Genomic DNA, 8777 nt, shown 5'->3' on the forward strand with positions numbered 1-8777 from the left:
GTATTACAGATGTGTGATATACATATCTGACTCTGTATACAAACCAGTATCGCCCACCGGGACAGAGGGCCCGTGAGACTGCTGAGTCTCACGGGCCCTCTGCGTTTCCCGCACCGATCGGTCGCTCTCCCGCCCCTTTCCGTAGCGGTACGAGGTCGTCCGTACGCCCTCGCCGACCCGCCCGCCGCGGACCCCTGCCGCGCGACGCGAGGTTCAAGCGCTTCGACGGATTCCGTCCCAGCTGCTGACGTTGACCCCTTCGATACCTTGCGTGCCCCAGCAAGTACGTCCTTGGACCCACCGGCACATGAGGGGTGGTTCTTAAACGATTCAATCGATCGTGGCAGCGGGTGCTGCCTGCCCGGGAGGGGCGTGTCATGAGGGCGTGGCGGAGTGCCCAGGGGCTGCGTGCGGCAGGCATCGGTGTGTTCGGTTCCGGGCGACCAGTGCCCCTCCCGGCAAACATTGCCGGGAGGGGCACTGGATGCCGGCCTGAGGCAGGTGAAGCACGCCCCGGGCCGGCCCGTCGATCACGTGTTCCCTCAGCGCATCCGGCCCAGGGCGCCCTTCAGCCGCCGCGCATCCCGCAGCCGCTGCTCGTACGTCGCCCCGACCACGAGCAGCAGCACACCCGCGAGTGCAGGCGGCAGCCAGCGCGGCAGCACACCGACCACCTGAACCACGTAGGGTGCCAGTTCGTGCAGGGCGTCCAACGCCAGCACCGCGCCGCCGAGCAGCAGCAGCGCCTGCAGCCGCAGCCGGGCCCCGGTGAGCGTGAGCGCCAGCGCCACCACGCCGAGCAGCAGCGGCCGCACCCACGACGGGTCGGTCCAGGCCGCGACGAGACTTGGCACCAGCGTCGCCGCAAGGCCCGCCCCGTACGCCGTCCACGAGGACGCCGCCGGATCGCGGCGCCGCCGCATCACACCGACCACCAGCGCGGGCACTGTCACCGGCAGGGAGTACGCCTCCGGAGTCGACACCCCGGAAGCCGACAACCGCACCCACGTCGCCAGGACGAACAGGACCGCCGCCACATACCCGGCCGCCGGCCGCCGCTCCGCACGCACCGCTGTACCCGCCGCCAGCACCCCGCACAGAGCGAGGACCAACGCCAGGTACGGCCTGTCCGGCGCGGCCATCCCGACCGCCACCGCACCGGCCACGGCGCCGGTCAGCTCGACCGGCAGTGCCGACGGGCCGCCCCGCAGCCGCGCCCCGATCAGCACCGTCAGCGTGGGGACGACCAGCATGATCGGCGCGGCCCGGTACGTCGTGAGCTCCAGCGACACGCCTACGGCTCCGGCGAGCACCGTCCCGCATGCCACCGCCGCACACGCCAGAACTCCCTGCACCATCCGGGCTGTCGGTGACCCCTCGGCACGCGTCCCCGCCGCGGCCGCTGCGAACAGCACCAGCAGCGCCCCGAAGACCGCATAGGTGGCAGGCTCCGCGGCCAGTGACAGCGCTCCCGCGCTCACCGTCCCGACCACACCGCACGCCAGCGCCGCCGGTGCGACCGGGCCCGCCCCGCGACGCAACACCCGTACCGCCCCGGCGAGAAGCGCCGCGATCAGCGCCAACTGCACCATCACCGCGACCGCGTACGGAGCGTCCAGCGCAACCGGCACCAGCAGCAGCCCCGCCCACCCGGTCACCAGCGCACCGGCCCCCGCCGCACCCCGCCACGATTCGCCCGGGGAGATCACCGCACCGGCCACCCGCACCCACTGGGGCCACCAGCGGTGCGCCGCCCCCAGCAGACCAGCCACCACCAGCAGAATCACCGGCGCCGTGTACAGCTGTGACCACTCCGCGCCCTCCAGCCCCAGCGCACCGCGCGCACTGCCGTCCAGCGCACCCGACCACACCGGGGCCCGCCGCGACAGCGGACCCGCCAGCGTCATGGCGGCCGCCGGCGCCGCCGCCAGTACCGCGCCCGAAACCACCGCGGCCGACGCCCACAGCACGCCCTGCCCGGCCGGCCGGGGCAGCGGAGCCCGTACCGCCGCACACAGCACCAGACCGCACAGCAGATACACCGGAACCGACCAGTCCTCGGCGACCCCCGCGCGCAGCACACCACCCACAGCCGCGACCACCGCCAGCCCGGCCACCACTCCACCGGCCACCGCGATCTTCGTCGGCGCCCGCCACACCGCGAACAGCGCGACCGCCGCTCCCGCCAGCAACACTGCCCCCGGGACAACGGCGGAGAGGGGCGAACCAGCCGTCACCGACTGCGCCAGCGCCACCAGCGCACCGGAGAGCCCCGTCACGCATCCGCAGACGGACGCGGTCACCCGGACCCCAACGCCCTTGCCCCACCGGGCGATCGCAGAGTCCAGCATCGCCGTCAGCACCAGCGCCCAACCGAAGGCCGAGGCCGACGCATCCGCCGACCAGGCCCACAGCACCAACGTGAACTGCGCGCTCACCACGGCCACCGGCAGCGGCAGACGAAGCTTGCCGAGTGCCAGACCGTACGCCGTCCACACCACGGCGAGTACCGCCGACGCGACCGCGGTGAACTCGAGACCGTCCGTGTCCGGCGCCGCCACCGCGTGCAGCGCGTACGCATCCAGCACCATCAGCACCAGAGCCAGCGCACCGAGCGACTCGGCCGTCGACGACAGACCGCGGCGCAGCAGCAGCGCGGGCGCGGCCGACGCCGCGACCGTCACCAGGGCGAGCACCGCCGAGCGGCCGCCTATCCCCATATGACCCCAGCTGACCAGGGTGAACGCGATCGCCGCGATCGTCAGCAGCAGCCCGCCGAGACTCAGCAGCACATTCTGGGCGTTGCGCGGCGGGACCGGCGCACCGGGAGAGCCGAGCGGGGGCGCGGGCCACTGCGGATACGGCTGCGCCGGTCCGGAAGACGACGCGGACGCCGGTCCCGGAGAAGCGACGAGCGGCGCGGCCGGCGGCTGCAGCACACTCACCAGCCAGGCACGACGGGTCAGCAGCTGCATCCGGCGGGCGTCCAGCCGGACCAGTTCGCGGTCGAGGAGCGCCAATTCCTCGGCGGGTGGCGGCACATGTTCCATATCCGGGAGTGTGGCGCGGCCCACAGATCCGGACATGCGCTCGGGTACTCAGGTACGGGACTGAGTACGCGCAGACTGGGACCCATGGACTGGAGCCACTACCGCTTTGTGAGCATCTGGGACGTATCCGCCCCGCCCGATGCCGTGTACGGAATCCTGGAACGCGCCGAGGAGTACCCGCAATGGTGGCCGCAGGTTCGCGAGGTCACCTCGGTCGACCACACCACCGGAACCATCCGCATCCGTTCCGCCCTTCCGTACGACCTGGTCATGACCGTCCGCGCGAGCCGCCGCGACCCGGCGGCCGGGATCCTCGAAGTGGCCCTCGACGGCGACCTCGACGGCTGGGCCCGCTGGACCGTCACCGCGCACGGCACCGGCAGCCGGGCCACGTACGAGCAGGAGGTCGAGGTGCGGCGGCGGATCATGCGGCTGCTCGCGGTGCCCGGACGTGCGGTGTTCCGGGCGAACCACGCCCTGATGATGCGGGCGGGACGCCGCGGACTGGCGGCCCGACTCGAAGCAGTTTGAACCACACCCACCGAGACCTGTATGGTTCAGTCCGTTCCCGGGCGATTAGCTCAGTGGGAGAGCGCTTCGTTCACACCGAAGAGGTCACTGGTTCGAAACCAGTATCGCCCACCCCGGGAGAGGCCGGTCCGTCAGCACCATTGACGGACCGGCCTCTTCATGTCCGGAATCGCCCCGGGGCGTCCGGGATCACGCAGCGGCAGGCAGCTCAGGACGCAGCGGCCAGGCCGGATCCACCGCCTCCGGCGTCCCGCTCTTCGCGAACCACGCCTGCAGACCGCGCGCCTGCGCCGCATGCCACACCGCCTGCAGCGCGTGCAGCTCCGCCGGGGACAGCCGTTCCAGCCGCGACGAAAAGCGCCGCCCCACCGCCCGTACCAGCTCCAGCGACGCCGCCGCATCGGCCGCCGCGTCATGAGCGCCGTCCAGCACCACCTCGTACAGCGCACAGAGATCGGTGAGCGTGCGCCGCCCCTTGCGGTAGCGGTCCAGGTGCTTGTCCAGGACCCGGGGATCCAGCACGCACAGTGGCGTGCTCCCCAGATAGCCGGCCAGTGACGATGCCCGGTGCCGCTTCAGCTCCCGGTCGAGCAGCGTCAGATCGAACGGTGCGTTCATCACGACGAGCGGGCGTCCCGCCGCGCACTGCTCGGCCAGTGCCCGGGCTATCTCCTCCACCACGGGCGCGGGCCACCGGCCGTTGCGCTGCAGATGGTCATCGGTCAGACCGTGGATCTCGGTCGCCCCCAGGGGCACCGGAACCCCCGGATTCACCAGCCAGCGAGTGACGCGCATGCGCCCTCCCGCCGCGTCCTGGACGACCAGGGCGGCCGAAACGATCCGGTCCTCCTCGACGTCCACTCCCGTTGTCTCGGTGTCAAAAGCGGCCAGCGGCCCCTCGTACCAGTGAGTCATCCCCGAACTCCTCGTGCCTGACCGGCAGATGGCGTGATCCCCCTGCCCGATTCGGTGATACCCGCGCCCTTTGCCTGATACGCCGTTTGCGGACCGCTCGCTGCGGTGACAACACAAAGGACAGGCAAGGAAGTTGCCTGAGGATGCACCGACCGAACCAACCGATCGGCACAGCCCGGAAGGCATACGGAGCCATGGCGCTCGCGCAGCCCGACCCGAGCGGGCTGTTGCCCCAGCGGATCGCTCCGCTGCGCGGCACACTCGCCACCACCGCCTGCATGGAGACCCTTCAGGTGGGCTACCTGCACGCGGTCGCGGCCGCGGCGGGGTGCTCCCTGTCGCAGCCCTTTCCCGACAACGGCATCGACTGGCATGTCAGCCACGGCGCCCCGGGCCACACCGTCGACGACGAGGTGACCATCAAGGTGCAGCTCAAATGCACCTACCAGATACCGCCGCACCCACCCGGACCGACGTTCGCCTTCACGCTGGACAACGCCCACCTCGTGAAGCTCGCCCGGACGCCCGTGTCGGTGCACAAGATCCTGGTCGTGATGCTCGTACCGCGCAGCCAGGACGACTGGCTGCGCGCCGGGCACGAACGGCTCGACCTGCGGCACTGCTGCTACTGGACCAACCTGGCCGGCCACGCCGTGACAGGCCGGCACAGGACCACTGTGCGGATCCCGACCACGCGCATATTCGACGACCGCGCGCTCTGCGAGATCATGACGCGGGTCGGGGCGGGAGGGAGACCCTGATGCACCGGCCGATGGACGAGCCCGCCGACAGCACGATCCCGTCGGGCACGCGACCACACCCCAGCGAGACCGTGACCCACTGGCCCACTGCCCTGCCACCCTCCGGGGACATCCCCGACCCCGCCCGCGTCGACCCCGCGGTCCTTGGAGCCCTGCTCGACCGGCACGGCTGGCACCGCCGCGGCGGTGCGGCCGGACGGTACAGCCGATGGACCCCACCGGGGGCCGCGGCACCCTCCGGCGGCACGAGCCTCCTCGTACCCGACACCACCGCCTTCCCCGACAGCGAGGACCTGCTCGGCGAAGCACTCACGGCGCTCGCCCGCAGCGCCGCCCCCTCCGCCCGCGACGTGCTGGTCTCCCTCGCCGTGCCCAGCGACGAGATCCGCTGGTGGCGCGATGTCCCCGACGGCGCCGCCGGTCCCGCGGGTGCCGCCGGAGCGGCCGGCTGGACCGCTGCGGAGCAGCTCCGCGCCGTGGCCCGGCAGATCCTGCTTGCCGGAGCGCTCGCCGTACGGGCCCGTACCGGGTTCCACGGCGCACGCCACCGCCGAAGGGCCCTCGCCGCGCTCGAAGGCATCCTCGTCGGACCCGCGCCGGGCGGCCGTGACCTCACTGCCTGTCTCCCCGTCGAAACCGGCCGGGACATCGCCGTACGGCTCTGCCACGCTCTGCACGCCACCCGCGAAGCCATCGACTTCCAGCGCGCCACCGGAGGTATGGAAGCCTTCGACAGTGCCGTCGAGGCGGGTGTCAGCCGGGAGCTGACCGAGGCCGTGATCGCGCTGGTCCGCGGCTCGGAGGGAACCAGGATCTCGCTCGCCTGGTCGCCCGGCGCAGGAACCCCCGAAGGCTGCCCCGCCCGGCCCGAACCGGTGGAGTTCTCGCCGGGCGACCTGCCCGCCCTGCGCCGGGCGGGAGCCCGCTACCAGCAGGACGAACCCGCCGTCGCGGTCCGGATCACCGGTGCGGTCGTCCGGCTGCGCCGCTCGGGACCGCGCGGCGCGGGAATCGTGCGGCTGCGGGTGCTGGCGGGCGCGGAGGTGCCGCACGTGCGGCTGGAACTCGACGAGGAGGCGTACCGGATCGCGGGCCACGCCCACCTCGTCGGACTGCCGATCCGGGTGGAGGGGCGACTGGAGAGCCGGGGCGGCTTCCGGCGGCTGACCCGGGCCTCGCAGGTGGTGCCCGTACAGGTCGACGAGGCGGAGCGTGACCGGCTGATGAAATCGCTCCAGGAGAACGTCGACTCCTTCGAGGAGGCCTGTACGGGCGAATAGCCGGAGAGGGGCCCGGCGCGATGACCGCCGACTGCTGGAACGAACCCTTTCGCGAAGGGGGCCGTCGGCTCGGTACGATTCCTCTTGCGTGCGCAGTGGAATATGGCGCGCACCCCCCTTCAGTCAGGAGAGACCGGTGTCAGACGTCCGTGTGATCATCCAACGCGATTCCGAGCGGGAAGAGCGCGTGGTGACGACGGGCACTACGGCTGCCGAGCTCTTCCCCGGCGAGCGCACTGTTGTCGCCGCCCGGGTTGCCGGTGAGCTGAAGGACCTCGCGTACGTCGTCGCCGACGGTGAGGTCGTCGAGCCCGTCGAGATCTCCTCCGAGGACGGCCTGAACATCCTTCGGCACTCCACCGCGCACGTCATGGCGCAGGCGGTGCAGGAGCTCTTCCCGGAGGCCAAGCTCGGCATCGGCCCGCCGGTCAAGGACGGCTTCTACTACGACTTCGACGTCGAGAAGCCGTTCACGCCCGAGGACCTCAAGGCCATCGAGAAGAAGATGCAGGAGATCCAGAAGCGGGGGCAGCGGTTCTCCCGCCGGGTCGTCACCGACGAGGCCGCCCGCGAGGAGCTGGCCGACGAGCCGTACAAGCTGGAGCTCATCGGCATCAAGGGCTCGGCCTCCTCGGAGGACGGCGCGAATGTCGAGGTGGGCGGCGGCGAGCTGACCATCTACGACAACCTCGACCCGAAGACCGGCGACCTGTGCTGGAAGGACCTCTGCCGTGGTCCGCACCTGCCGACCACCCGGAACATCCCGGCGTTCAAGCTGATGCGGAACGCCGCGGCGTACTGGCGGGGCAGTGAGAAGAACCCGATGCTCCAGCGTATCTACGGCACCGCGTGGCCCACCAAGGACGAGCTCAAGGCGCACCTGGAGTTCCTGGAGGAGGCCGCCAAGCGGGACCACCGCAAGCTCGGCAACGAGCTGGACCTCTTCTCCTTCCCCGACGAGATCGGCCCCGGCCTCGCGGTCTTCCACCCCAAGGGCGGCATCATCCGCCGGGCCATGGAGGACTACTCGCGCAGGCGGCACGAGGAGGAGGGCTACGAGTTCGTCTACTCCCCGCACGCCACCAAGGGCAAGCTCTTCGAGAAGTCCGGTCACCTGGACTGGTACGCCGAGGGCATGTACCCGCCCATGCAGCTCGACGACGGGGTGGACTACTACCTCAAGCCGATGAACTGCCCGATGCACAACCTGATCTTCGACGCACGCGGCCGTTCGTACCGTGAACTGCCTTTGCGCCTCTTCGAGTTCGGCACGGTGTACCGGTACGAGAAGTCGGGTGTGGTGCACGGCCTGACCCGCTCGCGCGGCTTCACGCAGGACGACGCGCACATCTACTGCACCAAGGAGCAGATGGCGGAGGAGCTGGACAGGACGCTCACCTTCGTCCTGAACCTGCTGCGCGACTACGGTCTGACCGACTTCTACCTGGAGCTGTCCACCAAGGACCCGGAGAAGTTCGTCGGATCCGACGAGATCTGGGAAGAAGCGACCGAGACGCTGCGCCAGGTCGCCGAGAAGCAGGGACTGCCCCTGGTCCCGGACCCGGGTGGCGCCGCCTTCTACGGCCCAAAGATCTCGGTCCAGTGCAAGGACGCCATCGGCCGTACCTGGCAGATGTCGACCGTGCAGCTCGACTTCAACCTGCCGGAGCGCTTCGACCTGGAGTACACCGGCCCCGACGGCACCAAGCAGCGCCCGGTCATGATCCACCGCGCCCTGTTCGGTTCCATCGAGCGCTTCTTCGCGGTGCTGCTGGAGCACTACGCGGGTGCGTTCCCGGTCTGGCTGGCACCGGTCCAGGCGGTCGGCATCCCGATCGGCGACGCGCACATCCCGTACCTCCAGGAATTCGCTGCGCAGGCCAGGAAGAAGGGTCTGCGGGTCGAGGTGGACGCCTCCTCGGACCGGATGCAGAAGAAGATCCGCAACCAGCAGAAGGCCAAGGTGCCCTTCATGATCATCGCGGGTGATGAGGACATGACCAACGGCGCCGTCTCCTTCCGCTACCGCGACGGATCGCAGGAGAACGGCATCCCGGTCGAGGATGCCATCGCCAAGATCCAGAAGGCCGTCGAGGACCGCGTCCAGGTCTGACCCGACCGCCAGGGAGGCCCTCGGAGCGCTAGGGCGTGTTTCGAAAGTCCCGCCTGCCAGGCGGCGTCTGGCACGCACGCTCGCTGCGTTGTCGGGCTCGCCCCGATACGCTCAGTATCGGGGCGAC

The 8777-nt window shown here is 70.7% G+C and carries 6 protein-coding genes and 1 tRNA gene; 5 read left to right on the top strand and 2 right to left on the bottom strand.

The window, feature by feature from the left end:
• Positions 1-542: 542 nt before the first annotated feature.
• A complete protein-coding gene (locus tag AB0915_RS36630; protein ID WP_366695364.1) occupies positions 543-3050 on the bottom strand; it encodes a hypothetical protein in 2508 nt (835 codons plus the stop codon).
• Between the two features lie 84 nt (positions 3051-3134).
• On the opposite strand from AB0915_RS36630, the gene AB0915_RS36635 reads away from it, so the two are divergent.
• Both AB0915_RS36635 and AB0915_RS36640 read left to right on the top strand, forming a co-directional pair.
• The gene (locus tag AB0915_RS36635; RefSeq protein ID WP_366695366.1) at positions 3135-3581 is read left to right on the top strand and encodes an SRPBCC family protein; all 447 of its coding nucleotides are present in this window, start codon (positions 3135-3137) and stop codon (positions 3579-3581) included.
• 39 nt (positions 3582-3620) lie between these two features.
• Positions 3621-3692 (top strand) — tRNA-Val (locus AB0915_RS36640).
• A 78-nt stretch (positions 3693-3770) separates the two neighbouring features.
• Here AB0915_RS36640 and AB0915_RS36645 read toward each other — a convergent pair.
• The gene (locus AB0915_RS36645; protein ID WP_366695368.1) at positions 3771-4496 is read right to left on the bottom strand and encodes a 3'-5' exonuclease; all 726 of its coding nucleotides are present in this window, start codon (positions 4494-4496) and stop codon (positions 3771-3773) included.
• A gap of 194 nt (positions 4497-4690) precedes the next feature.
• Here AB0915_RS36645 and AB0915_RS36650 point away from each other — a divergent pair, with 194 nt between their 5' ends.
• From AB0915_RS36650 to thrS, 3 genes are all read left to right on the top strand, one after another.
• Positions 4691-5257 (top strand): DUF4365 domain-containing protein, encoded by a 567-nt coding sequence (locus AB0915_RS36650; RefSeq protein WP_266987877.1) that lies wholly within the window; start codon positions 4691-4693, stop codon positions 5255-5257.
• The gene (locus tag AB0915_RS36655) at positions 5257-6537 is read left to right on the top strand and encodes a hypothetical protein (RefSeq protein ID WP_366695370.1); all 1281 of its coding nucleotides are present in this window, start codon (positions 5257-5259) and stop codon (positions 6535-6537) included. Before AB0915_RS36650 ends, AB0915_RS36655 begins: the two co-directional genes overlap by 1 nt.
• A 136-nt stretch (positions 6538-6673) precedes the next feature.
• The gene (gene thrS / locus AB0915_RS36660) at positions 6674-8650 is read left to right on the top strand and encodes a threonine--tRNA ligase (RefSeq protein ID WP_366695372.1); all 1977 of its coding nucleotides are present in this window, start codon (positions 6674-6676) and stop codon (positions 8648-8650) included.
• The last annotated feature ends 127 nt before the right edge of the window (positions 8651-8777 follow it).

The sequence above is a fragment of the Streptomyces sp. NPDC048411 genome (genome assembly GCF_040704695.1).
In the GTDB taxonomy this organism is placed as follows: domain Bacteria; phylum Actinomycetota; class Actinomycetes; order Streptomycetales; family Streptomycetaceae; genus Streptomyces.

Coding starts and splice junctions, on each gene's coding strand:
- AB0915_RS36655 (WP_366695370.1), top strand. CDS start 5,257: ATGCACCGGCCGATGGACGAGCCCGCCGACAGCACGATCCCGTCGGGC.
- AB0915_RS36635 (WP_366695366.1), top strand. CDS start 3,135: ATGGACTGGAGCCACTACCGCTTTGTGAGCATCTGGGACGTATCCGCC.
- AB0915_RS36645 (WP_366695368.1), bottom strand. CDS start 4,496: ATGACTCACTGGTACGAGGGGCCGCTGGCCGCTTTTGACACCGAGACA.
- AB0915_RS36630 (WP_366695364.1), bottom strand. CDS start 3,050: ATGGAACATGTGCCGCCACCCGCCGAGGAATTGGCGCTCCTCGACCGC.
- AB0915_RS36650 (WP_266987877.1), top strand. CDS start 4,691: ATGGCGCTCGCGCAGCCCGACCCGAGCGGGCTGTTGCCCCAGCGGATC.